18 protein-coding genes and 2 pseudogenes are annotated in these 23,751 nt (G+C 64.0%); 11 read left to right on the forward strand and 9 right to left on the reverse strand.

Annotation, left to right across the window (positions count from 1 at the left end):
- The first annotated feature begins 9 nt into the window (after positions 1 to 9).
- Complete coding sequence (locus LDZ27_RS20300; protein WP_244816648.1) at positions 10 to 2,256, forward strand: NADP-dependent isocitrate dehydrogenase; 2,247 nt, start codon at positions 10 to 12, stop codon at positions 2,254 to 2,256.
- A gap of 250 nt (positions 2,257 to 2,506) precedes the next feature.
- Positions 2,507 to 3,031: a hypothetical protein gene (locus LDZ27_RS20305; RefSeq protein ID WP_244816649.1), complete on the forward strand. Its 525-nt coding sequence runs from the start codon at positions 2,507 to 2,509 to the stop codon at positions 3,029 to 3,031.
- 27 nt (positions 3,032 to 3,058) lie between these two features.
- Here LDZ27_RS20305 and LDZ27_RS20310 read toward each other — a convergent pair whose 3' ends face one another.
- Positions 3,059 to 4,261 carry a glycosyltransferase gene (locus LDZ27_RS20310; protein ID WP_244816650.1) on the reverse strand — a complete coding sequence of 401 codons (1,203 nt, stop codon included), beginning with the start codon at positions 4,259 to 4,261 and terminating at the stop codon, positions 3,059 to 3,061.
- Between the two features lie 379 nt (positions 4,262 to 4,640).
- Here LDZ27_RS20310 and ispH point away from each other — a divergent pair, with 379 nt between their 5' ends.
- Positions 4,641 to 5,609: a 4-hydroxy-3-methylbut-2-enyl diphosphate reductase gene (gene ispH / locus LDZ27_RS20315; protein WP_244816651.1), complete on the forward strand. Its 969-nt coding sequence runs from the start codon at positions 4,641 to 4,643 to the stop codon at positions 5,607 to 5,609.
- 13 nt (positions 5,610 to 5,622) lie between these two features.
- Positions 5,623 to 6,777, forward strand: coding sequence for an adenosyl-hopene transferase HpnH (gene hpnH / locus LDZ27_RS20320; protein WP_244816652.1), 1,155 nt, complete (start codon positions 5,623 to 5,625; stop codon positions 6,775 to 6,777).
- A 68-nt stretch (positions 6,778 to 6,845) separates the two neighbouring features.
- Here the strand turns inward: hpnH and LDZ27_RS20325 are convergent, their stop codons facing one another.
- The 4 genes from LDZ27_RS20325 to LDZ27_RS20340 form a co-directional block, all read right to left on the reverse strand.
- A complete protein-coding gene (locus LDZ27_RS20325; protein ID WP_244816653.1) occupies positions 6,846 to 7,241 on the reverse strand; it encodes a type II toxin-antitoxin system VapC family toxin in 396 nt (131 codons plus the stop codon).
- Positions 7,238 to 7,471, reverse strand: a complete 234-nt coding sequence (locus LDZ27_RS20330) for a type II toxin-antitoxin system Phd/YefM family antitoxin (RefSeq protein WP_244816654.1) — start codon at positions 7,469 to 7,471, stop codon at positions 7,238 to 7,240. The genes LDZ27_RS20325 and LDZ27_RS20330 overlap by 4 nt, the downstream gene beginning before the upstream one ends.
- A gap of 146 nt (positions 7,472 to 7,617) precedes the next feature.
- Positions 7,618 to 7,812 carry a YbdD/YjiX family protein gene (locus LDZ27_RS20335; RefSeq protein WP_244816655.1) on the reverse strand — a complete coding sequence of 65 codons (195 nt, stop codon included), beginning with the start codon at positions 7,810 to 7,812 and terminating at the stop codon, positions 7,618 to 7,620.
- 26 nt (positions 7,813 to 7,838) lie between these two features.
- A complete protein-coding gene (locus LDZ27_RS20340) occupies positions 7,839 to 9,923 on the reverse strand; it encodes a carbon starvation CstA family protein (RefSeq protein WP_244816656.1) in 2,085 nt (694 codons plus the stop codon).
- A 161-nt stretch (positions 9,924 to 10,084) separates the two neighbouring features.
- Between LDZ27_RS20340 and LDZ27_RS20345 the strand changes: the two are divergent.
- The 3 genes and pseudogenes from LDZ27_RS20345 to LDZ27_RS29055 form a co-directional block, all read left to right on the forward strand.
- Positions 10,085 to 11,461: pseudogene (locus LDZ27_RS20345) on the forward strand (cache domain-containing protein); the annotation flags it as partial.
- Positions 11,462 to 11,566: 105 nt separating this feature from the next.
- Positions 11,567 to 11,788: pseudogene (locus tag LDZ27_RS29050) on the forward strand (response regulator transcription factor); the annotation flags it as partial.
- A 129-nt stretch (positions 11,789 to 11,917) separates the two neighbouring features.
- Complete coding sequence (locus LDZ27_RS29055; protein WP_370653447.1) at positions 11,918 to 12,124, forward strand: LuxR C-terminal-related transcriptional regulator; 207 nt, start codon at positions 11,918 to 11,920, stop codon at positions 12,122 to 12,124.
- A gap of 7 nt (positions 12,125 to 12,131) precedes the next feature.
- Here LDZ27_RS29055 and LDZ27_RS20355 read toward each other — a convergent pair whose 3' ends face one another.
- Entirely contained in the window at positions 12,132 to 12,749 is a 618-nt protein-coding gene (locus LDZ27_RS20355) for a phospholipid-binding protein MlaC (RefSeq protein ID WP_244816657.1), read from the reverse strand.
- A gap of 249 nt (positions 12,750 to 12,998) precedes the next feature.
- On the opposite strand from LDZ27_RS20355, the gene LDZ27_RS20360 reads away from it, so the two are divergent.
- Both LDZ27_RS20360 and LDZ27_RS20365 read left to right on the forward strand, forming a co-directional pair.
- Positions 12,999 to 15,659, forward strand: coding sequence for an MMPL family transporter (locus LDZ27_RS20360; RefSeq protein WP_244816658.1), 2,661 nt, complete (start codon positions 12,999 to 13,001; stop codon positions 15,657 to 15,659).
- A complete protein-coding gene (locus tag LDZ27_RS20365; protein WP_244816659.1) occupies positions 15,656 to 16,642 on the forward strand; it encodes a VacJ family lipoprotein in 987 nt (328 codons plus the stop codon). The genes LDZ27_RS20360 and LDZ27_RS20365 overlap by 4 nt, the downstream gene beginning before the upstream one ends.
- A 264-nt stretch (positions 16,643 to 16,906) precedes the next feature.
- Here the strand turns inward: LDZ27_RS20365 and LDZ27_RS20370 are convergent, their stop codons facing one another.
- The gene (locus tag LDZ27_RS20370; protein WP_244816660.1) at positions 16,907 to 17,272 is read right to left on the reverse strand and encodes a hypothetical protein; all 366 of its coding nucleotides are present in this window, start codon (positions 17,270 to 17,272) and stop codon (positions 16,907 to 16,909) included.
- 290 nt (positions 17,273 to 17,562) lie between these two features.
- On the opposite strand from LDZ27_RS20370, the gene LDZ27_RS20375 reads away from it, so the two are divergent.
- On the forward strand, positions 17,563 to 18,567 hold the full coding sequence (locus LDZ27_RS20375; RefSeq protein ID WP_244816661.1) for a hypothetical protein: 1,005 nt from the start codon (positions 17,563 to 17,565) through the stop codon (positions 18,565 to 18,567).
- 164 nt (positions 18,568 to 18,731) lie between these two features.
- Here LDZ27_RS20375 and LDZ27_RS20380 read toward each other — a convergent pair whose 3' ends face one another.
- Positions 18,732 to 21,065, reverse strand: coding sequence for a filamentous hemagglutinin N-terminal domain-containing protein (locus LDZ27_RS20380; RefSeq protein ID WP_244816662.1), 2,334 nt, complete (start codon positions 21,063 to 21,065; stop codon positions 18,732 to 18,734).
- A gap of 393 nt (positions 21,066 to 21,458) precedes the next feature.
- On the opposite strand from LDZ27_RS20380, the gene LDZ27_RS20385 reads away from it, so the two are divergent.
- Positions 21,459 to 22,412, forward strand: a complete 954-nt coding sequence (locus tag LDZ27_RS20385) for an IS5 family transposase (RefSeq protein WP_244816423.1) — start codon at positions 21,459 to 21,461, stop codon at positions 22,410 to 22,412.
- Positions 22,413 to 23,047: 635 nt separating this feature from the next.
- Here the strand turns inward: LDZ27_RS20385 and LDZ27_RS20390 are convergent.
- Positions 23,048 to 23,704: a phosphorylase gene (locus LDZ27_RS20390; protein WP_244817276.1), complete on the reverse strand. Its 657-nt coding sequence runs from the start codon at positions 23,702 to 23,704 to the stop codon at positions 23,048 to 23,050.
- Positions 23,705 to 23,751 lie beyond the last annotated feature (47 nt).

The following is a 23,751-nucleotide window of genomic DNA, read 5'->3' on the forward strand; positions in this document are numbered from 1 at the left end:
AGACAAGCGATGAGTAACCAGCAACCCACCATCATCTACACCCTGACCGACGAAGCTCCGCTGCTCGCAACCAGCGCCTTTCTGCCGATCATCCGCACGTTCACCACGCCGGCCGGCGTCAATGTGGAAACCAGCGACATCTCGCTCGCGGGCCGTATCCTCGGCGAATTCCCCGAGTTTCTGGCCGAAGCGCAACGCGTTCCCGACAACCTCGCCGAACTCGGCCGTCTCACGCAGCTGCCCGACACGAACATCATCAAGCTGCCGAACATCAGCGCGTCGGTGCCGCAGCTCGTCGCCGCGATCAAGGAGTTGCAGGGCAAGGGCTACAACGTGCCCAACTTCCCGGAAGAGCCGAAGAACGACGAAGAAAAGGCCATCGCGCAGCGTTACTCGAAGTGCCTCGGCAGCGCGGTGAACCCGGTTCTGCGCGAAGGCAATTCGGACCGCCGCGCGCCGCTCGCCGTCAAGAACTACGCGAAGAAGCATCCGCACAGCATGGCCGAATGGAGCATGGCGTCGCGCACGCACGTCGCGCACATGAAGCACGGCGACTTCTATCACGGCGAGAAGTCCATCACGAACGACAAAGCGCGCGAAGTCCGCATGGAACTGGTCACGAAGAGCGGCGAAACCATCGTGCTCAAGCCGAAGGTCAAGCTGCAGGATGGCGAGATCGTCGACAGCATGTTCATGAGCAAGAAGGCGCTCGTCGCGTTCTACGAAGACCAGATGGAAGACGCGCGCAAGACCGGCGTCATGCTGTCGCTGCACGTCAAGGCGACCATGATGAAGGTTTCGCACCCGATCGTCTTCGGCCACGCCGTGAAGGTGTTCTATAAGGAAGCGTTCGCGAAGCACGCGAAGCTCTTCGAGGAACTCGGCGTGAACGTGAACAACGGTCTCGTCGATCTGTACTCGAAGATCGAGGCGCTGCCGGAATCGCAGCGCGACGAAGTCATCCGCGACATGCACGCGTGCCACGAACATCGCCCGGCGCTCGCCATGGTCGATTCCGCCAAGGGCATCTCGAACCTGCACGCGCCGAACGACGTGATCGTCGATGCATCGATGCCTGCGATGATTCGCGCCGGCGGCAAGATGTGGGGCGCCGATGGCCGTCCGCAAGACACGAAGTGCCTGATTCCGGAAAGCACGTTCGCGCGCATCTATCAGGAAATCATCAACTTCTGCAAGACGAACGGCGCATTCGATCCGCGCACGATGGGCACGGTGCCGAACGTCGGCCTGATGGCGCAGAAGGCCGAAGAATACGGCTCGCACGACAAGACCTTCGAGATTCCGCAGGACGGCACGGCGCGCATCGTCGATAACGCGACGAACGAAGTCATCGAAGCGCTCACGCAGCAGGTCGAACAGGGCGACATCTGGCGCATGTGTCTCGTGAAGGACGCGCCGATCCGCGACTGGGTGAAGCTCGCCGTCACGCGCGTGCGCAACTCGGGCATGCCGGCGGTGTTCTGGCTCGACCCGTATCGTCCGCACGAGAACGAACTGATCAAGAAGGTCGAAACGTACCTGAAGGATCACGACACGCAAGGGCTCGACATCCAGATCATGTCGCAGGTGCGCGCAATGCGTTACACGCTCGAGCGCGTCATTCGCGGCCTGGACACCATCTCGGCGACCGGCAACATCCTGCGCGACTACCTGACCGACCTCTTCCCGATCATGGAACTCGGCACCAGCGCGAAGATGCTGTCCATCGTTCCGCTGATGGCGGGCGGCGGCTTGTACGAAACGGGCGCGGGCGGCTCCGCGCCGAAGCACGTCCAGCAACTCGTGCAGGAAAACCACCTGCGCTGGGATTCGCTCGGCGAATTCCTCGCGCTGGCTGTGTCGCTGGAAGAGCTCGGCATCAAGAGCAACAACGCGCGCGCGAAGCTCGTCGCGAAGGCGCTGGATGCGGCCACCGGCAAGCTGCTCGACAACAACAAGGGACCGTCGCCGAAGACCGGCCAGCTCGACAATCGCGGCAGCCAGTTCTACCTCGCGATGTACTGGGCGCAGGAATTGGCTAACCAGTCGGAAGACCGCGAACTCGCCACGTTCTTCGCGCCGCTCGCGAAGAGCCTGGCGGAGAACGAGCAGAAGATCATCGAGGAACTGACCGTCGTGCAGGGCAGCGAAGCGGATATCGGCGGCTATTACAAGCCGGAAGACGCGAAGCTCGCAGCCGTGATGCGTCCGAGCCAGACGCTCAACGCCGCGCTCGCACAGGCGCAGTCGAAGTAAGGCTGTACGGGGCGCGGGCCGCACGGTCCGCGTTCCGGTCGCTGCGGCGCCATTCGGAATCGCTTCGGAGGGCGCCGCGCGTTTGTCTCCCGTCACGGCTTTTGCATGGCGTGACGTCATAGGGGACACGGCATTCGCGCCGTGCGCCTCGTCGCTCGAAAGCAATTGGTTACAAGCTGTGCCGGCTCGCGCGTAAGGGAGCGGGTAAAATCGTTGCCTCGCTGCCAGCTTCGCAAGACATACAAATCGCATGAATCTACATGACCAGCTCGGCGCGCTGGAGTCGAGCCTCGATACGCTCCTCCAGGCCGCCGCCGCTCCCGCCACGGAATCCGCCGATGAAGCCCCCGCGCCGCTGCCGAGCCGCGCGGAACAAAGCGCGCACGACAGCGCACAAGACAGCGCCGAAGCCGCGCCGCCCGCGCCCGCTGTCGAAGCGCAGTCCGAGACGCCGCCCACGCTGACGGTGTCGAGGCCCGAGCGCGACACGATCGAGATGACGATCGGCGGCAAGTCGGTGCTGTTGAACCCCGAAGGCGTATCCGAGTTGATCGAAGAATTGGCGAACGTGCGGGCGTCGATGTCCGCCGAGCAGCCGATGGGCGTCGCGCCCGGCTGGCGCTTCGCCGCGACGAAGAATCCCGTCATGGCGGTGCAGAAGCACGCCAACGGCGACCGCCTGCTCATCATGCGCCACACGGGTCACGGCTGGGTGCCGTTCACCTTTTCGCCGGACATGGTCGTCGAGTTGTACGCCATGCTCACGCGCCGCTAACGCCGAACGAGCGCCGCGCCGCGCCGCTTACGATCCTTCCTGCGTCGGCGCCTGAACGCGCGCCTTCCACTGCCCGCCCTTGCCGCTCCAGTAACGCACAGCCGAGCCGATCGTCGCCGATACATAGAACAGCGCGACGAGCGGCAGCAGCGGCGCCCACAGCAACGAACGCCGGTAGTACCGCAGCATCGGGCCGTAGGCGACGCACATCATCGCCCAGGCGGCGCACGCGGGCCACGCGCGCGCCCCCCACGTCAGCGCGAAGACGGGCGGCACCAGATAGATCAGCACCATTCCGAGCACCGTGCCCGCGAGCAGCAGCGGCGAGTAGCGCAATTGCGTGAACGCCGTGCGCGCGATCATGTTCCAGATCTCGCGCCAGTCGTCGTACGGACGCAGCGATTCGCTGCTCTGCGCGAGGTCGAGGCGAATCGGGCGCGCGCCATTGCGTCCCGAGCGATGCTTGATGCGCTGCGCGAGACTGCAATCGTCGATGAGTTCGCCGCGAATCGATTCGATGCCGCCCGCCTCCGCCAGCGCCGAGCGGCGCACGAGCATGCAGCCGCCCGCCGCGCCGGCCGTCGTCTTGCGCGCGTCGTTGACCCACGCGAACGGGTACAACTTCGCAAAGAAAAACACGAACGCGGGAATCAGCGCCTTCTCCCACGGCGAATCGCAGCGCAGGCGCACCATCAGCGAGACGAGATCGCGGTCTTCCAGAATGGTGCGCGCGACGAGTTGCGTCGCGGCATCGGCTGGATGGTAGATGTCCGCGTCGGTCAACAAAAGGAATTCGGCGGGCAGACCGAGCGAGTCGATCGCGTTGACGCCCTGCGACTGCGCCCAGACCTTGCCCGACCATCCCGGCGGCAGCGGCTTGCCGGTCAGCACGGTCAGGCGGTCTTCGAGTCCGAGTTCGCGCGCAGCGGCGAGCGCGGCGGCGGTGGTGCCGTCGGTGCTGTGATCGTCGACGACGACGACGTGGAACGCGCCCGCATAGTCCTGTTTCAGCAGCGATCCGACCGCGCGCCCGATGACGTCCGCCTCGTTGCGCGCCGGCACCACGGCGACGAGCGCGGGCCACGCGCCGCGTCGCGCGATCTCCGCGTTGCCGACCGCATGCACGGTGGCAGCCGACAGCGCCGGCGCAGGCTGCGCGCGCCAGAAGCCGCCGCGCGCGAACAGCAGCACGATCCAGATGACGAAAGACAGCCAGGCGATCAGTAGCATGAATGGACGATTAGCGTGAAGCAGCGCCTGAGCGCTCGGTTTGGAAAACGGGGATGCGTCGAGCCGGAAAGACGCGTGGCGACGACGCGAACGCGGTGACCGCTCGCGAGAGTCCGACAGTTTAATGGCTTTGGCCGATCGGCGTTTTTTGCCGGCCGCTTCGCCGCCCCGACGCCGGGAGGCGCCTGGCGGCAAGCGCTCAAAAAGGGAACGCGTTAGAATACGCGGTCAACTCCGGCGCACAGACGAAATTACCTGACCGTCCGCCGGTCCGCTTTGACGCGCTTTCCGGGCATTGCGTATGCGGTCTTTCGTCAACCAAAGCGTGAATTGCGCGCCCGATTATCCGAAACCCGCGCCAGTCGGAGTTCGTTCGAACATGCGTATCATCCTTGCTCAACCCCGCGGTTTTTGTGCGGGCGTGGTCCGTGCGATCGAAATCGTCGATCGGGCGCTCGAACGGCATGGCGCACCGGTCTATGTGCGGCATGAGATCGTTCATAACCGGCACGTCGTCGACAACTTGCGTGGCAAGGGCGCACGTTTTGTCGAAGAGCTCGACGAAGTGCCGCACGGGGCAGTCGCCATTTTCAGCGCGCACGGCGTGGCGCAAAGCATCGAGCGCGATGCCGACGCGCGCGGCCTCGACGTTCTCGACGCAACCTGCCCGCTCGTCACGAAGGTTCATGTTCAGGGCCGGCAGTATGTCGCGCAGGGCCGCACGCTGATTCTGATCGGCCACGCGGGACATCCGGAAGTGGAAGGCACCGTCGGGCAGATTCCCGGCCAGGTCGTGCTCGTGCAAAGCGAGGCCGAAGTCGAGACGATGGCGCTCGCGCCGGATACGCCGGTCGCTTACGTGACGCAGACGACGCTTTCCGTCGACGACACGCGCGGCATCATCGACGCGTTGCAGCGCCGTTTCACCGATATCGTCGGCCCGGACACGCGGGACATCTGCTACGCAACGCAGAACCGGCAGGCCGCCGTGCGCGAGTTGTCGTCGCAAGTGGACGTGCTGCTCGTGGTCGGCGCAACCAACAGTTCCAATTCGAACCGCCTGCGGGAGATCGGCGCCGAAAGCGGCGTGCCGAGCTACCTCGTCGCGGACGGTTCGGAGATCCAGGCCGAATGGTTTGCGCATGCGCAGACGGTCGGCATCACGGCCGGCGCTTCGGCGCCCGAAGAAATGGTCGAACATGTGATCGATGCCCTGCGCGCATTCGGGCACGTCGAAGTCACGACGATGAACGGCCGCGAGGAAAAGGTCGAATTCAAACTTCCCGCGAAACTGCTGCAACCGCTCGCCGCAATGCCGGCCACGGCAGCGGCGATTCGCGAAGAATAAGGAGAGGACGCAATTGTCTATCCCGATGCTCCAGAAGGCCCGCGTTGGCGCCTACATCTTCAAGCAGCACCTGACGCGCAACAAGCGCTATCCGCTCGCGCTGATGCTCGAACCGCTGTTCCGCTGCAATCTCGCGTGTAACGGCTGCGGCAAGATCGACTATCCGGACCCGATTCTCAACCAGCGCCTGTCGCTGGAAGAATGCCTCGGCGCCGTCGACGAGTGCGGCGCGCCCGTCGTGTCGATCGCGGGCGGCGAGCCGCTTCTGCACAAGGAAATGCCGCAGATCGTCAAGGGCATCATCGAGCGCAAGAAGTTCGTGTATCTCTGCACGAACGCGCTCCTGATGGAAAAGAAGATGGACGATTACCAGCCGAGCCCGTATTTCGTCTGGTCCGTTCACCTCGACGGCGATCAAGCCATGCACGACCATTCCGTTTCGCAAGGCGGCGTGTACGACAAGGCGACGAAAGCGATCCGCGAGGCGAAGCGCCGCGGGTTTCGCGTCAACATCAACTGCACGCTGTTCAACGATGCGAACCCGGAACGCGTCGCGAAGTTCTTCGACACGCTCGGCCCGATGGGCGTGGACGGCATCACCGTCTCGCCGGGCTACGCCTACGAGCGCGCGCCGGACCAGCAGCACTTCCTGAACCGCGACAAGACGAAGACGCTCTTCCGCGAAATCTTCAAGCGCGGCAATAACGGCAAGAACTGGTCGTTCAGCCAGTCGGCGATGTTCCTCGACTTTCTCGCCGGCAACCAGACGTACCAGTGCACGCCGTGGGGCAACCCGGCGCGCACGGTGTTCGGCTGGCAGCGTCCGTGCTATCTGCTCGGCGAAGGCTACGCGAAGACCTTCAAGGAGCTGATGGAAACCACCGACTGGGACAAGTACGGCACCGGCAACTACGAAAAGTGCGCGGACTGCATGGTGCACAGCGGCTTCGAGGCGACCGCCGTGATGGACACCGTCGCGCATCCGTTGAAGGCGCTCGGCGTGTCGCTGCGCGGACCGCGCACCGAAGGCGCGTATGCCAAGGAACTGCCGATCGACAAGCAGCGTCCGGCTGAATACGTGTTCTCGAAGCACGTCGAGATCAAGCTGGAAGAGATCGGGCGCGCGAAGAAGAACAAGGGCGCGAAGACGGCGGCTGCGGCGCACTAACGCGGCGGCAGCGCGGATGGAGTCGAAGGGCGGATGGCCGTGCGGTCATCCGTCCTTTTTCGTTTTGGCTACCAGATGGTTCTGACGTGCTCGTAGGCGCGGATGTTTCTGTCCTTCGTGACGAGCGGGGCGCTGAGGGAACGCGCCGTCGCGACGATGAAGCGATCCGCGGGATCGTCGTGAAGTTCGCCCGGCAGATCGACCGACTGGACGGCAATGCGTCGGTCCACCGGCACGAATCGCACACCGTTGATCCGGCCCACCTTGTCGATCCAGTCGCCGACGTCCATAGCCAGCGCGAGCTTGCCTCGCCTGACGAGCAGCGCGATCTCCCACGCGGTGATCGTCGAAACGAGGATTTCCCCGTCCGTCGCCGACTCGTGCTCGATGGCAGCGCGAGCCTCCTTGCCGAGCGCGCCCCCGCCGATCCACCACACGAGCGCGTGCGTGTCCAGCACGATCATTTGAGCGCCTCCCAATCCTCCAACCCCACCGGCTCCAGCGGGTCCTCGTAAAACAACACGCTGCCTCGCAACTCCTCGAGCGGCGTGGCTGTACTGTCATACCGCCGCACTTCCAGCACGGGCTTTCCATGGTCTGTCACGATCATATGTTCTCCTGTCGATTCCACGAGCCGAAAGTATTCAAGCGCCTTCGCCTTGAACTCGGATTTCGACACTCGCTTCGCAGCCATGATAACGCCCTGTGGTCACATTAAAGTAGTCATTTTAGCCTCGTCCGAACAGATTAGGCAAAACGGACACCTCCCGCGCGCGGCAATAAAAAAACGCGACGGATCGTCACCGTCGCGTTTTCGGATTGCCATCGAGCCGCATCAGATCAACAACACTTTCCCGCTCCCGACCCGTACCGCGCTTCCTGACGTTCGCGGAAAAATTCCGCATACGTCAGCACTGGCTTGTCCGGATGCGTCGTCTGCATGTGCGTGACGTAGGCATCGTAGTCAGGCATGCCGACCATCAGACGCATCGCCTGGCCGAGATAGCGTCCCGCTTGCCGAAGATCGCTGAACATGGCGGCTCCCTGGTTGTGCGAACCGATCAGTGGCCCGCGCGAACCGTCGCGCCCGCGCCAGCGGGCAACGGTTCGAACGGGGTTTCGCTCACGGTCGGACGCGCCTCGCGACGCGCGCGCAGCACCGACAGCACGCCGTACACCGCGATGCTCACCACGACGAAGATGAAGAGCCCGGAAAGCGCCGCGTCGACGTAATCGTTGAAGATGATCCGCTGCATTTCCGGCAGCGATTTCGCCGGCGCCATCACCTTGCCCGCGTCGTAGGCGTCGCGCAGTCGCGCGGCATGCGAGAGGAAGCCGACCTTCGGACTGGCGTCGAAAATCTTCTGCCAGCCCGCCGTCAACGTGCAGATGAGCAGCCACACCGTCGGCACCACCGTCACCCAGGCGAAGCGCTCGCGCTTCATCTTGAAGAGGACCACGGTGCCGAGCATCAGCGCGATGCCGGCGAGCATCTGGTTCGAAATGCCGAAGAGCGGCCACAGCGTATTGATGCCGCCGAACGGATCGACCACGCCCTGATACAGGAAGTAGCCCCACGCCGCCACACACAGGCCCGTCGCGACGAGATTCGCCGGCAGCGATTCCGTGCGGCGCAGCGCCGGATGGAACGTGCCGAGCAGGTCCTGCAGCATGAAGCGGCCGGCGCGCGTGCCCGCGTCGACGGCGGTCAGGATGAAGAGCGCTTCGAAGAGAATGGCGAAGTGATACCAGAACGCCATCATCGCCGGGCCGCCGATCACGCGATGCAAAATCTCCGCCATCCCGACCGCGAGCGTCGGCGCGCCGCCCGCACGCGCGACGATCGTCGTTTCGCCGACGGCCTTCGCCGTCGACGTCAGCATGTCGGGCGTGAGCGTGAAGCCCCACGACGTCACCGTCTGCGCGATGGCATCGGGCGTGGTGCCGAGCAGCGCGGCGGGGCTGTTCATCGCGAAGTAGACGCCCGGCTCGATCACGCACGCGGCGACGAGCGCCATGATCGCGACGAACGATTCCATCAGCATCGCGCCGTAGCCGATGAAGCGCATGTTCACTTCGTTGTCGATCATCTTGGGCGTCGTGCCCGACGAGATCAGCGCGTGGAAGCCCGACACCGCGCCGCACGCGATCGTGATGAAGAGGAACGGGAACAGATTGCCCGCCCAAACCGGGCCGGAGCCGTCGACGAACTTCGTGAACGCGGGCATCTTCAGTTCCGGCGCGACGATCAGAATGCCGATCGCGAGGCCGAGAATCGTGCCGATCTTGAGGAACGTCGAAAGGTAATCGCGCGGCGCGAGCAGCAGCCACACCGGCAACACCGAGGCGACGAAGCCATAGCCGATCAGAATCCACGTCAGTTGGACGCCCGTGAAGGTGAAGAACGGCGCGATGGCCGGCGATGCCGCGACTTGTCCGCCGAACGAGATAGCGAGCATCAGCAGAACGAAGCCGATGATCGACACTTCGCCGATGCGCCCCGGACGGATGAAGCGCGTGTACACGCCCATGAAGAGCGCGATCGGAATCGTCGCGGCGACCGTGAACGTGCCCCACGGCGAATTCGTCAGCGCCTTCACGACGATCAGCGCGAGCACCGCGAGAATGATCACCATGATGAGAAACGTGCCGAACAGCGCAATCACGCCGGGCACGGTGCCGAGTTCCATCTTGATGAGATCGCCGAGCGAGCGGCCGTCGCGCCGTGTCGAGATGAAGAGCACGACGAAATCCTGCACCGCGCCCGCGAACACGACGCCCGCGAGAATCCACAGCATGCCGGGCGTGTAGCCCATCTGCGCGGCGAGCACCGGGCCGACGAGCGGACCCGCGCCCGCGATCGCCGCGAAGTGATGGCCGAAGAGCACGTACTTGTTGGTCGGCACGTAGTCGAGGCCGTCGTTGTGACGCACGGCGGGCGTCATGCGCAGGCCGTCGAGTTGCAGCACGGTTCCCGCGATGAAGCGCGAGTAGAAGCGGTAAGCGATGAGATAAGTGCAGACCGCCGCGATGACGATCCAGAGTGCGCTGATACGCTCGCCGTGCGCGAGCGCGATGGTGCCGAATGCGAACGCGCCCAAGAGCGCGAGCGCAATCCAGACCAGGAATCCGGAAGCCCGATTCATGGTGTCTCCTTTTTTTGGTAGCCCTTCGATAGTCGCCCACGCGGCATGAGCCGTGGAGCGCCTTGGGCGTGTAGTATTCGCCTTCGTCCGGCGCGTCACAACCGGACAACTACTTACGCGCTCTACGTGGAACTACGTAGAGCATCAAGCGTTCCAGCGTAATGAAGCTCAAAGCCAAGATCTTTCTGCTGGCGATCGTGCCGTTCGCCGTCGCGATCGGCGGCATCGAATACGGCGTGCGTCAGCAGGCGACCACCCTCGCGCACGCGCAGCACGCGACGCTGCAGGCGGCGTACATGTCGAGCAAGGAAATCGAGCTGCGGCATTACGTCGAACTGGCGCAAAGCGCCGTCGCACCGTATTACGACGCACTGCCGAACGATTCCCGCAGCGAAAGCGAGCGCCAGCAACTCGCGCTCGACGCGCTACATCGCCTGGATTTCCGCCCCGACGGTTACTTTTTCGTCTACACGATGCGCGGCAAGTCGCTGATGCATCCGCGCCAGCCGGATCTCGTCGGCCGCGATCTCTGGACGATGCGCGATCCCGCCGGCGCGCTCACCATCCAGCAGCTCATTCGCGAGGCATCGCGTGGCGGCGGTTACGTGCGTTACGTGTGGCAGCGGCCGTCCACCGGCCAGCTCGCGCCGAAGCTCGGCTACGTGATGCCGCTCGCACGCTGGGGCTGGATGATCGGCACCGGCATCTATCTGGAAGACGTGGAGACGGCGCTCGCGCGCATCGACGATCAGGCGGCCGCGAACATCGACCGCACGGTGATGTGGATCGGCGGCATCGCGCTCGCGGCGCTCGCGGTCATCGCGGTGTGCGGCGCGGTGCTCAATATCAGCGAGCATCGCAGCGCGGACGCGAAGCTCAAGCGGCTCGCGCGGCAAGTCGTGGAATCGCAGGAGCACGAGCGTGCGCGGCTCTCGCGCGAATTGCACGACGGCATCAGCCAGATGCTAGTGTCGGTGAAGCTGCTGCTGGAATCGGCGCTCGCGCGCTTCGAACGTTCGCCCGCGCGCGAACCGGCTGCCGAAGCCGCGTTGTCCACGGGACTCGGACGGCTCGCGGGAACGCTGCGCGAAGTGCGCCGCATTTCTCACGCGCTGCGCCCCGCGATGCTCGACGACTTGGGCCTCGCCGCCGCGCTCGAGCAACTCGCGCGCGAACTCGACGGCCAGAACGGGATCGACGTGCGGTTCGAATCGACCGCGAGCGCAAAGGCGGCTGCGCTTCCCGATCCGGTCAACACGGTGCTCTTTCGCATCGCGCAGGAAGCGCTGAACAACATCGCGCGCCACGCGAACGCGGCCCGCGCGACGCTCGGCATCGATATCGCGCCGAATGCGGTCAGCCTCGTCGTCAGCGACAACGGCCGCGGCTTCGACGCGCATGCCGTACTCTCCGACCCCGCGAGCGGCCTCGGCCTGCGCAATATGCGCGAGCGGCTCGACGCGCTCGGCGGCACGCTCGCCATTCACTCGGAACTCGGGCGCACGGTCATCGCCGCGACCGTGCCGCTGCCGCTCGCGCGCCCAATCTGCAAGGACTGTCCGATGATCTCTGATCCCGCCCGAATCGTTCTCGTCGACGATCATCCGCTGGTGCGCGACGGCCTGCGCGCGCGCCTGGAAGCGGTGCCGCATTTACGCGTGACGGGCGAAGCCGGCAACGGCACGGAAGCGCTCGCGCTCGCCGCCGACGAAGCGAACCGGCCCGATCTCGTGCTGATGGATGTGGGAATGGCGGGCATGAGCGGGATCGAGCTGGCGGCGCACTTTCACGAGCGCTTTCCGGCGATCCGCGTGCTAATGCTCTCGATGCACGACAACATCGAATACGTGACGCAAGCCGTGCGCGCGGGCGCGAGCGGCTATGTGCTGAAGGATTCGCCCGCCGCCGAGATAATCCACGCGATCGACGCCGTGCTCGCCGGCAAGACCTTCTTCAGCGCGGGGCTGGCCGCCCGCATGATCCAGGCGCGCGCCATGCAAACGCCGGTGGAACGCCTGACGCCGCGCGAACGCGACGTGCTCGATGCGCTCGCGCGGGGCTTGTCGAGCAAGCAGATCGCGCAGCAGCACGGGCTTTCCGTCCGCACGGTGGAAACGCACCGGCTGAACCTCAAGCGCAAGCTGTCCATCGACGGCCAGGCGGAACTGATCAAGTTCGCCGTGGAAAACCGGCGCGGTTGAATCAGGTTCAGCCGGCCGAGCGCGCGTTGTGCTCGGACAGATACTTGATGAGTCCGTCCACGCCGCCCTTCTGAAGCTGGCCGGCGAACTGTTGCTGGTAGACCTGGATGAGCCACGCGCCCATCATGTCGATGTCGTAGATTTTCCAGCCTTGCGCGGTCTTGCCGAGCCGGTAGCGCACGGGATTGTCGCCGCCCGTCGAGATGACGTGCGATTCGACCACCGCGTCTTTCGCGCTGGCATCGACATTCGGCGCATCGAAGCGAAACTTCACGTCCTGGTCGCGCAATTGCGCAAGCGAAGCGGCATACGTCCGCACGAGCAGCGTCTGGAACTGGTCGTAAAGCTGCTTCTGCTGCTCGGGCGTGGCGCTGGCCCACGCCTTGCCGAGCGCGATGCGCGTCGTGCGCTGGAAGTCGGTGGCCGGCAGAAAGCGCGTTTGCACGAGCTGGGAGATCTTCGCCATGTCGCCGCCGCGCGCTTGCGGGTCGGCCTTCATTGCGTCGACCGTGCCTTCGACTGCGCTTTTGACCACCGCGTCGGGACTGGTTTGTGCAAGGGCCGCGCCGGAAAACGACAGCGTGGCGAAGAGGAAAGCGAAGCAGACAGACAGATAGCGTTTCATGGCACCCGTTCTCTAATGTGCAATTGTTGGCGCGGACTCGTCAGGCCATCGAGCCAGTATATCGACACGCCAGCGGGCTGACAGTTCACGGCGGCCCCGACCGGTATACTTGCGCGGCATTTGCCCTCGTCGTTGGACTCGCGGTTCAGCCAGGCGCAGCGAAAGCTCGCGCACGGACCCGGCAGCGCGCATCACGCGGCCCGCTTCATGCGGTTCGCGAAAATAACAGGACACACAGGTAGCGTCTTCATGCTGACGTCCAACATTACCCGCTTCGTCACACTTGCCATCCGCAGGCCGGCGTGGATTATCGCCGTTTCGATTCTGCTCGGCGTCCTCTCCACCATTTATGTCGTTCATCACTTCAAGATCAGTACCGATGTCAGCCAGTTGATCGAAACCGAGCCCGAATGGGCCGCGCGCAGCGAGGCGATCGACCGCGCGTTTCCGCAGCGCGGCATGACGCTTCTGATCGTCGTCGAAGCGGCTGCGCCCGAATTCGCCGATGCCGCCGCGAGCGAACTCGCCGCCGCGCTCGCGAAGGAGCCGGACCGCTTCAAAGCGGTTTCCCAGCCCGAAGGCGGCGCGTTCTTCGCGCACAACGGCTTGCTCTATCTGCCGACGCAGAAGGTCGATCAGATCACGAAGCAGCTCGTGCAGGCGCGGCCGCTCATCAACACGCTCGCGCACGACCCGACGTTGACCGGCCTTGCGCAGACGCTCAACACGACGCTCAATGTGCCGTTGATGCTCGGTCAGGTCAATCTCGGCCAGACGGCTAGTCTGCTCGGCAAAAGCGCGACCGTGCTCGACCGCGTGCTCGCCAATCAGCCGGCGGCGTTCTCGTGGCGCGACGTCGCGGATTCGGGCAGCGGCAACGGGCCGGGCCGCGCGTTCGTCACCGTGTTGCCGGAACTGAACTTCAACGCGCTGAAGGCGGCGGCGGGCACATCCGACGAGATCCGCGCGGTGGCCGCGAAGCTCCAGCTCGACAAGAAATACGGCGCGAGTCTGCATCTCACAGGCGCGCAACCGCTCGCCGACGAAGAGTTCGCCTCCGTGCAGGACGGCGCGGTGCTCAACGGCGTGCTCACGTTTCTCGTCGTGCTGATGATTCTCTGGGTCGCGCTGCGCTCGAAGCGCATGATTCTCGCGGTCTTCATCACGCTCTTCGTCGGGCTTTCGATCACCGCCGCGCTCGGCCTCATGATGGTTCACGCGCTCAACATGATCTCGGTCGCGTTCATGGTGCTGTTCGTGGGCCTCGGCGTCGACTTCGGCATTCAGTTCGGCGTGAAGTATCGCGAGGAGCGGCATCGGCACAAGCGGCTCGACGTATCGCTCGCGGAAACCGCGCGGCATGTGGCCGTGCCGCTCACGCTCGCCGCCACCGCGACGGCCGCGAGCTTCTTCTCGTTCCTGCCTACCGCGTATCGCGGCGTGTCGGAGCTGGGGTTGATCGCGGGCGTCGGCATGTTCGTCGCCTATGTGACCAACATGACGCTCTTGCCCGCGCTCATCAAAGCGTTCGCGCCGCCCGGCGAGGCGAAGGCGCCCGGCTTCCCGGTGCTCGCGCCCGTCGATGAATTCCTCGACCGGCATCGCAAGCCGGTGCTGATCGGCACGCTCGTCGTGGTGATCGGCGCGCTGCCGCTGCTCTTTCATCTGCGCTTCGACTTCAACCCGCTGCATCTGAAGGACCCGCACACGGAGTCGATGGCGACGCTCATCTCGCTCGAGGATTCGCCGGAAGCCGCCGTGAACGATGTCGCCGTGCTCGCGCCGTCGCTTGCAGATGCCGACCGCATCGCGGCCAAGCTCGACGCGCTGCCGGAAGTGGAGCGCGCGACGACGCTTTCCTCGCTGATCCCCGCCGATCAGCCGAAGAAGCTCGAACTCATCAAGGCCGCCGCCGATCAACTGTTGCCCGCGCTCGATCAGCCGGTCGCCTCGCCGGTGACGGACGAGGTCCGCGTCGCGACGTTGAAGCGCGTGTCGAATCAGCTATCGCTTGCCGCCGACGAGCATCCCGGCGCGGGCGCGGAGCAAGCGAAGCATCTGTCGCAGACGCTCGCGAAGCTCGCCGCCGCCGATGCCGCCGCGCGCGACCGCGCCGAACACGCGATGGCCGAGCCGTTGCGCCTCGCGCTTGCGCAACTGCGCGCGCTTTTGCAGCCCGCCGAAATCACGCGCGCGACACTGCCGCCCGCGATGGTGCAGCCGTGGCTCGCCGCGAACGGGCAGGCGCTCGTCAACGTGTCGCCGAAAGCGCCGCCGGGCGTCGATCCGAACGACGACAACCTGCTCGCGCGCTTCGCCGACGCCGTGCAGCACGCCGAGCCGAACGCAATCGGCGGGCCGATTTCGGTGCGCCACTCCGCCGAGGTCATCATCCAGGCTTTCGAGCACGCCGCGCTGTATTCGCTCATCGCGATCACGGTGCTGCTGTGGCTCGCGCTCCGCCGTTTCGGCGACGTTTTGCGAACTTTGGTACCGTTGCTCGTTTCGGCCATCGTGACGCTGGAGCTGTGCGTGCTCTTCCGCATGCCGCTCAATTTCGCGAACATCATCGCGCTGCCGCTGATGCTGGGCGTCGGCGTCGCGTTCAAGATTTACTTCGTGATGGCGTGGCGCTCGGGACAGACGCGGCTTCTGCAATCGAGCCTCACGCACGCCGTGATGTTCAGCGCGGCAACGACGGCGACGGCTTTCGGCAGCCTCTGGTTCTCGCATCATCCGGGCACATCCAGCATGGGACGGCTTCTCGCGTTGTCGCTCTTTTGCACGCTGATCGGCGCCGTGGTGTTCCAGCCGGTGCTGATGGGCAAGCCGCGCAAGGTGCGCGCGGCCGAGCGCGCGAAGCTGCGCGCGAGCGCGCGGCACGACAATCTAAGAGGAATTGAAGAATGACAATGGCTTCAGCGGCGAGCGCCGCTGCCCCGCTGCGCAAGATGGCGACGACGCTCGCCATCGCGGGCGCGCTCCTGACAGCCGGTTGCGCGACCGGTCCGGACCGCAATCCGCGCGATCCGCTGGAACCCATGAACCGGACGATCTTCAAGTTCAACGACGGGCTGGACACCTACGTCGCGCGGCCCGTCGCGCAGTTCTATGTCGACTGGACGCCGAGCCCGTTCCGCACGGCGGTCAGCAACTTCTTCTCGAATCTGGGCGATTTCAGCAACTTCGCGAACAACCTGCTGCAACTGAAGATCACCGACGCGACGCAGGACTTGATGCGTATCGCGATGAACTCGGTGTTCGGCATCGGCGGTCTCATCGACATTGCATCGCCGGCGGGCTTGCCGAAGCATCATCAGGACTTCGGTCTCACGCTCGGGCACTATGGCGTGCCGTCCGGCCCGTATGTCGTGCTGCCGCTGCTCGGTCCGAGTTCGGTGCGCGACTCGACGACATGGCTCGTCGACTGGCGTGTGAATCCTGTCAGCTATGCGGATTCCGAGATTCGCTGGCCGCTCTATGGCGTGAATTTCGTGAGCGCGCGCGCGGACCTGCTCGGCGCAACCGACCTGCTCTCTCAAGCCGCGCTCGACAAATACGCGTTCGTGCGCGACGCCTACACGCAGCGCCGCCAGTATCTGCTGACGGGCGGCGGCAGCTCGGCCACGCTGCCGGATTACGGCGACGAAGGCGCGAGCGCGCCGGAAGGTGCGAGCGCGCCGCGCGGCGGCAGTGAGGAGCAGGGTTTGCCGAACTACGTCGATCCGGGCGCGGCGGCGTCGCCGGCGGGCGGCATCGGACCGAAATCGCCGGCTCCGGGCGCGGGCGAGACGCAGAGCGCGCCGTCGCCATCGCCATCGCCATCGCCATCGCCGAGTTCGAGCAAGGCGCAAGGCCTGCCGCAGTACGACGATCCCGGCGAGAAGAAGTAAAGCGGGGATGCGGTGAGAATGACAACGGGCGCCTCGGCGCCCGTTGTATTTAGTGCGCTGCTTCCGCGGTTTCCTCGTGCGCGAAGCACCGCGCGCAGGTTTTCGACGATTGCCACCGACCGCCGCTCTTCTGCGCGCGACCTGCTCCGTAATTTCGATATATCGGAGCAATCCGCCGTAGTCGCCGTCGCCCGGATCGACGAAACGGCTGTCGATGCACGCCAGCGTCACTTTGCGAACCGGATAACCCGCGCCCTCGGTGACTCAGACCTGAATGGCGCAATCCTGATAGGAGTAGTCCTTGATGGCACTCGCCGCCTTCGCCTCCGTCATGTGCCAGCCGTCGGCGCAGGTCGCAAATCCATCCGCACGCGCCACCACATTCCGATAGGAAAAAGCGGCTTCATAAACCATCGACCCTCCCGCCGACGCGCGCTCCAGCGCGATTCGCGTTTCGGCAAGCGCCCTTGTCATGTCGGGCACGTGCCCGACCGGTTCGCCTTCTCCCATGAGCGGACGGGCGCATTCGCCGAACAGATGCCCATTCTGAAGATATGCTCGCTCGCGGGCGAGACGCGCATGAGTTCGCGCCATGATTTTCGATTTGGAAAGACGAAAGTCTCTGGACATATCCGTTTCATGGTGGCGTCGACGCGCATCAACTTATCGGCGGACCGGGACAAAGCATGTCTCTGCGATGCCGCAGACTCCTCTCGCTGCTGTAATTCATCGACGCCTCGACCGAACACGAGTGCATCCGGTCGAAGCGTTGGCGGCGCCATCGCGCGAATGTCTGCTGGACTGCGCACGGCTGTCGAATGCGCAACAGCGCACGAACTCGAATATTCGAAACTCATGCGAAACTCGCCGGCATCGCGCCCCGTGACGTCCCCTTCGACATGTCAAAGAGAGAAACGAGCATGACGTGGTTCAAGCAAGTTTTCGGCTTCAACGAATCGACTTATGAAGAGACGCAAAAGCGTTTCCGTGTCGAATCGGAGCACTTGGTGACCGATAGCGATCCGCCAAGACGGTTTCATGTCGGATCGCTGAGCGTCCCCAGTCTGGACGAGCTTCGCGCGCAGGTCGCGGCGCTTTCAAAGCCCGACGGAACGCGGCTTACGCTGCGCACCGTCGTCGCCGATGCCTATGCGCTTCATACATGGCCCGAAGCCCACGGCGCATTGATTCAGGTCGCCAGTCAGTTCAATCTGCTCGAGATGGTCGGTCCCGGCGTCGCACCGGAGGACGGCATCACGCGGTATCGGAACGACTTCACGCAAGGGCCGGCCTGCGCGATGGCCTGTGCGCCCGCCACGGTCTTCCGCAACTACCTTGCGCCCGTCGATGGCCGGCACGGGCAAACCGGCGACAGGCAGATCAACGCATTGCACGATCTCGACCGGGCGCTAGGCGTTCCCGGCATCCGGATGCAGAACGGGTACGCGCTGCTGGACCCGCGGACCGTGCAGGCGATCGGCCAGCGCATTCGAAGCCTCGACGAACCCGGACGCGATGCACTGCGCAAGCGGCTGCGTATCGGCGTGCATAGCGACACGGAGGTCACCGCGGACGGCGCGCCGCCCGGCCAACGCGTGACGCAAGCCTTGTGCTCTGCCTTGCCGGTTGCGTACAACCCGCCTAGTCCTGATTGGGCGCCGTTTGCGTCGCTGGTTCTGGAAGCTAGTTATGAGGCGGCGCTGCTGGCCGCCGTGATCAATCATCGGCGGACGGGCAATTCGAAGGTGTTTCTGACGACGGTCGGCGGAGGTGCGTTCGGCAACGAGCGCGAATGGATCATTCGGGCCGTGCGGCGCGCATTGCGTTGCGTACAAGATCATCCGCTCGATGTCGCGATGGTTTGCTACGGGAAAGTGTCGCCGGATGTCGAGGGTTTGGCGGCCGAGATCAACGCAGGCGTCTAGTGCCAGTCCGCGCTTCGGCGTCGACCTCGCCCGCTTCTTCAGCAAGCGGCGCGGCGGGGTCTCCGAAACATCGATCGGGCAGATTGATGAGCGCAGCGATTAAAACGTCGGCGCGGGTCGCTCATGTCCGATGGCTTCCGATACATCTACCCACCAGCCGAACGTCAATGCTCGAGTTGCCAGCGCAACTGCGGATGCGTCGCGCCCGGCGGCAAGACCCATGTCCCGTTCGCTCCGAAGCTCCACGAAGGGCCGAAGCTCGACGCCATCGACATCTGCGCAGTTGTCAGACCGTTCTGGGCGGGAATCGGCGTCCCGCCGTCGGCTCCCACTGACACGCCCGACGTTTGCTTGTCCCAGAAGACATTGCTCGCGACAAAGCCGGAGTTGTATCCAATGAGCCCGCCCGGATATGGCACCAGGGTTTCGCGACCCTTTGCGAACGATTCGCTCACGCTGCCGTAGTTATCCCCCACGAGACCGCCGCCGCTGAGCCCGCCGCCCGTCCCGGTCGCATACGACTGGGTGATGACGCCGTAGTTCGCGCCAACCAGCCCACCTCCGCCGGAGTGAGTGCCGCCTCCCGCCGAACCCGTCGCATACGACTGAATGACGTAGCCGTGATTCTCTGCAACCAGCCCGCCAAGCACGCCCGATGACCCCACTTCCGCCGAACTGCCCGACCGCTCGATGGTGCCGTTGTTGACCGCAACGAGACCGCCGCCCGAGCCAGAAAAGCTATCGCCGGTACTAACGTTCCCGGATGTATGGACATGGGTTACAAGACCGTCGTTACGGCCCGCGAGGATGCCAGAGGGCGAGAACATCGTTACGACTTCACCCTTTTCGACGTTCAGGTTACGAACGACGCCTGTCTTGCCGATGACCGCGAAAAGTCCCGCGTAATCGGTCGTTGTACCAACGGACGTGTTATCGGACTCGTACACTTTCAGATTATTAATCGCGTGGCCCATGCCATCGAACTCGCCGGTAAAGGATGTTCGAGTCGAAAGACCGAGCGCAGTGATGCTCGATCCGGCATCGATATCTCTGCCGAGGGCATAGACCCCGCCCATGTCGCTCGCCACTTTCAGCAGATCCTGAAACGAGTTCACGAGACGATAAGCGGTGATCTGCGACTTCAATCCACTGAACGCCGCGGCCTGCCATTCAGGATTACTCGATAATGTCCCCGACAGATATTTTCCATTCATGTCCCGAAGAATAGACACGTTGCCCAGACTCTTCGACCAGTCGATTGCGCCCTGATTGACGAAGCCCCCTCCATTGCCCGCGCCGGCGGCATCGGCGCGCAAGGTGAGATTGCCCGAGCCGACGTTACTCAGCGTCACGTGGGAACCGATGAGGACGCTTCGCCCCGCATCGATCGTGAGCGACGCGTCGCCGCGCCAGGCCAGCGTGGACTGCAGCGCTATGTCGGCAGTCGGGCCGGTCGTCGTCACGTCGATCGATGTGCCTCGCGACAGGTTCGCTGCCAGCGCGGATGTCGCGGCCGAATTCAACGTGAACTGCGGCGCGGTCAGATTCCAACGCTCGGCATCGACGATGACGCCGTTGACATCGAGCGCTTTCGCCTGCATGTCGACCGTGCCGCCGCTGCCGTCCGCATCGCGCGCGTCGATCCGGTCGTGCGCCGCGACCGATCCTTGCTGCGCGACGAGCCACACGTGTCCGTCGCGCGTGGCCGTCCCCGTCGCGCGAAGTTCGCCGTGCCGTCCGGCCAGCGCGTACACGTTGCCATCCGCCGCTTGCAAGCTGATTTGCGCCGCACGGATAGCGCCCTTGTCGATAACCTTCCCTGCGCTTCCCGCCATCACGAACACCTGCGCGGTGGTGGTCGAATCCTTGAGCAACAACACGCTCCCCGTCGCGAGTTCGACAGTACCGCGCGGTGCGTCGATCGAACCTGCATTGACGGCGGCGTCGCGCGAAATAAGGAACACGTCTCCGGTCTGCGAGCCGATCCGCCCGAGATTGATCACGCGGCCCTGCGCGGAGCCTTTGGCGGTCAGCGGGCCGCCCGCCATGAACGCATTGCTGTCGATGTCGAGCGCCGACGCGACGAAGCGCCCCCCGGTATCGACGACGCCGCTGCGCCCGATCAGCACGCCCTGCGGATTAATCAAGTAGAAGCTACCTGTTGCATCGAGCCTGCCGTCTATGACGGAGCGTTGCGCACCGCTCACCCGCCCAAGCGTGGCTCCCGCGCCGTTCTGTATATCCACGCGATTCCCGTCGCCGATCGAGAAGCTGCGCCAGTCAATGACGGCTCGCGGCGACGACTGGCGTACCTCCAGCGTGTTGCCCATCGGCTGCATCGTCCCGGCGCCGGCGATGAACTTTCCGCCCTGAGGAAGCGGTCCCGCGCAGTAGCCGTTCGCTCCAATGACGCAAGCGCTCATGCCCAATGCGTATCGCAGAAGAGTCAACGGCAATAGCTTGTCCGACGCGAAACGGATGGAACGGACGTGCGACATTTCCAGCTCCTCAAGATGTGCGAACTAATCGATCGATCGGTTAAAACCGGCAAAGAATCAATGCCTTCTCGATCTGCAGTACCAATGATTCGCATGCAAGCTTTATTGAAGAGTACGTTGTCTCATTGCGCAAGATTAATCGCGGCACGGTCGAACACCGGAAGTTCGTCTACTGGCATGGGTTCTGCAATCGCGCGAAGCAGGCCGCTCTGCGGGCGACTATCTCGTCAATCGGCTAGAGAAAGAACGCGATCGACTCATTAGCCATAACGATGTTTGCGGGCGTGAAAACGATTTTGCAAGAGCCGCGGACGCTAAGGAAACTCTGCGTAACCCTGTCATGGCATCGATTAGGAATGCTACTATTGACGTTACAGACATGGAGGCATTGTGATGACGCAACTTCATCTCGGTTTGAACCTTTCGACCAAGCGAACGCGTAAGCGGGAGTTTTTGGACGAGATGAGACGAGTGGTGCCATGGTCAAGATTGATCGAGTTGATCGAGCCGCACTATCCAAAGGGCAAAGCCGGACGTCCTCCTTTTCCAATCGCGACGATGTTGCATATTCACTTCCTGCAACAATGGTTTAGTCTGTCGGATCCAGCGATGGAAGAGGCCCTCTACGATGTGCCGCTGTATCGGGAGTTCGCGGGTCTCGACGGCGCGATGACCCGCCTCCCGGATGAAACGACCATCCTGCGGTTTAGGCACCTGCTCGAAGCACATGGGATCGCTGCGCAAATCCTGGCGGTGGTCAATGAGATATTGCGCGACAAGGGATTGATGCTCAAGGCGGGATCGGCCGTCGATGCCACGTTGGTCGCGGCGCCCAGCTCGACCAAGAACGGCTCGGGCACACGCGATCCCGAGATGCAGTCGACTCAGAAAGGCCGCAACTGGTACTTCGGCATGAAAGCCCACGTGGGCGTGGACGCAGAATCAGGCTTGGTTCACACGGTCATCGGCACGGCAGCTAACGTGCACGACATCAATGTGGCACATGCGTTGTTGCACGGGGAGGAGACGAGTGTTTATGCCGACGCCGCATACCAGGGCATCGAAAAGCGTGAGCAAGCGGGTTCGGCCCGATGGCACGTTGCAATGCGGCCCAGCAAGCGCAGGAAACTGAATCTAGACGACCCTGTCGACGCGATATACGACAAGATTGAAAGGCTGAAGGCTGGTATTCGGGCGAAGGTTGAGCATCCTTTCCGAATACTCAAACGACAATTTGGCTACACGAAGACGCGATACCGGGGGCTGGCGAAGAATACCGCTCAAATCACTACGTTGTTTGCGTTGGGCAATCTATGGATGATGCGCAACGCGCTACGCCACTCGTAGAGAGGCCGCCAGATGAACGTGGCCTTCATGTCCTTGCTAAAAGTCACAACCTCTTAACCGCATCGACGTGGTGACCTAATTCAGCAATCGACAGGCTTGCGCGAGGGAAAGTGGAGCTCCAACGCATACTGTTTACAACGAGTCTTCGTCCACGCCTGTCGCATGCGCCTCGAAACGCATTGTGCAGACGCTCCCTAACGCTTTTGCAAAGAGACTGAGTGTTTTCACGGCGTATGCGTCGAAGTGCTCCGACGAGTCCCAAAGAGAATCTGGCATTCGCTTGACCGCTTCATCGGGTGCAAGAAAGGCTTATTGCGGAAGTAGATTGAATCTATCCGCCGGCGCCGTTATCAGTCGCGGCGCGCCACAGATCGAGCGAAGAAGATACGTTGTTACCGCTGCGTTCGCCTTGGCGAAAGCATTTTCGTTGCATGCGATGCGGCCCGTTTTGACCGTCGCGCGGGTTTTGCTGGATCAGCGCCGGTCGCGCCCGCAGCCGGTCTCGGCCATTTTTCAAAAGTGCTTCGTTTCGCCGGAGTCGGGTCTTTTCGCGCACCGTGTCCAGCGTCCATATGCCGCCCCGCTCTATCCGTCGAAGCGTTTTCCCAGACGCTACCGAAAGACCACGCGCGAAATCAGCCGAAAGACAAAGCCCGCGCCTTCTCCAGCGCGTGACGCGCCTGAACAAGCGTCGCGCGGGCGGCGCGGGCATCGCCGGCGAGGCGCAACAATGCGCCGATCTGCGACGGCTGCCGCGCGAGTTCCCGCAGAATCGGGCCGATGGCCGTGGTGCCGTCGTCGCGCAAGCCGGCTGTCGCGGCGGGCGGCAGCGTGCGCCACGCCGGATCGACGACCGCGCGGCACACCGCGAACGGCAGGCCGCGCGCCGTCGCGATGGCGCCCGCGATGTGCGATTCCATATCGACGGCGAGCGCGCCCGTCGACGAATGCAGCGAACGCTTGTCGGCCTCGCTCATGACCGGCGCGCCGACGCTCGCGAGCGTCCCGCGCCGAAGCTGTCGCGCCACCGGCGTGCCGGCGAGCGCATCGACGATGCGCGCGGACCACGCGGCGTCGGTTGCGAAGGTGCCGAGCGGACCGGACACGCTCTGCGCCACGATCAGCGCGCCCGGTTCGAGATCCGGCGCAAGCCCGCCCGCCGTCCCGAAGCTGACGATCCCCGCGCAGCCTCGCGCGATGGCGTCCGAGAGCGCGCGCTCGAGCCAGTCGGCGCGCGCGGCGAAAACGACATCGACGCCGCGTCCGCGCGCGATCTTCGCCTCGAACGCCATGCCCGTCACCGCGATCACGGGCGCGCCGCCCGAAGCGCGAGACAAGG

Source organism: Caballeronia sp. Lep1P3 (assembly GCF_022879595.1).
In the GTDB taxonomy this organism is placed as follows: Bacteria; Pseudomonadota; Gammaproteobacteria; order Burkholderiales; family Burkholderiaceae; genus Caballeronia.